Origin of the sequence: Microbacterium sp. B35-04 (assembly GCF_010634885.1) — a bacterium.
Lineage (GTDB): Bacteria > Actinomycetota > Actinomycetes > Actinomycetales > Microbacteriaceae > Microbacterium.
Window position 1 is genome coordinate 1 of sequence record NZ_MWLP01000193.1, and the last position, 674, is coordinate 674.

General features: G+C 27.6%; 2 protein-coding genes. Both read right to left on the reverse strand.

The window, feature by feature from the left end:
• Positions 1 to 238: ArsR family transcriptional regulator (locus B1729_RS20475; protein ID WP_163634654.1), on the reverse strand; the 238-nt coding region annotated here is incomplete at its 3' end.
• 18 nt (positions 239 to 256) lie between these two features.
• A partial coding sequence (locus B1729_RS20480; RefSeq protein WP_163634656.1) for a CadD family cadmium resistance transporter occupies positions 257 to 674 on the reverse strand: 418 nt, incomplete at its 5' end.

The following is a 674-nucleotide window of genomic DNA, read 5'->3' on the forward strand; positions in this document are numbered from 1 at the left end:
AAAGTCTTAAATGATGTGAAGTTGAAGCAACACTCATTTTCAATATCAAAGAAATATCACAAACACACAACTCATCTTCTTTAATCAAAGATAATATAATTTTCAATTTCTTCTCATCACAAATCTTTTCTAAAATGTTAAGTAATTTCTTAGATTTATCATCTTCTAAAAAACTTAAGGCATTGTTAACTTTATCCTCATGTACACAGATCACATCACAAGCATTTTTATAGCTCATATAAAATCACACCCTAAATTAAAATATAAATCCTAAAATTGTTTGAATAGTGTCATTTTCTATAATGATAAATAAACCTAAAGCTATATAAATAACAGCCATAATCCAACGACCAAATTTCTCAACAATTTCTCCAACTCCTGGAATATTAGCTAATTTTTGTGCAGTAAATACCAAGAAGAAAATTAAAATTAAAAAGACAAACAAAGTAATTAATAAATTAGTAACACTTAATGTCACAAAATAGGGAACAAATACACCAATATTATCAGCGCCACAACTTGCTATCGTAATAATTGCAATCGTACCAACTAGTTTAGACAATCCTTTTTCATTCAATTCTTTTTTAGCTCTCTCTTCTCCGTCACTATCACCATAAATAGCCACTTTAATTCCTAAATAAATCGGTATTAACCCTAATAATCCTAATATCCAT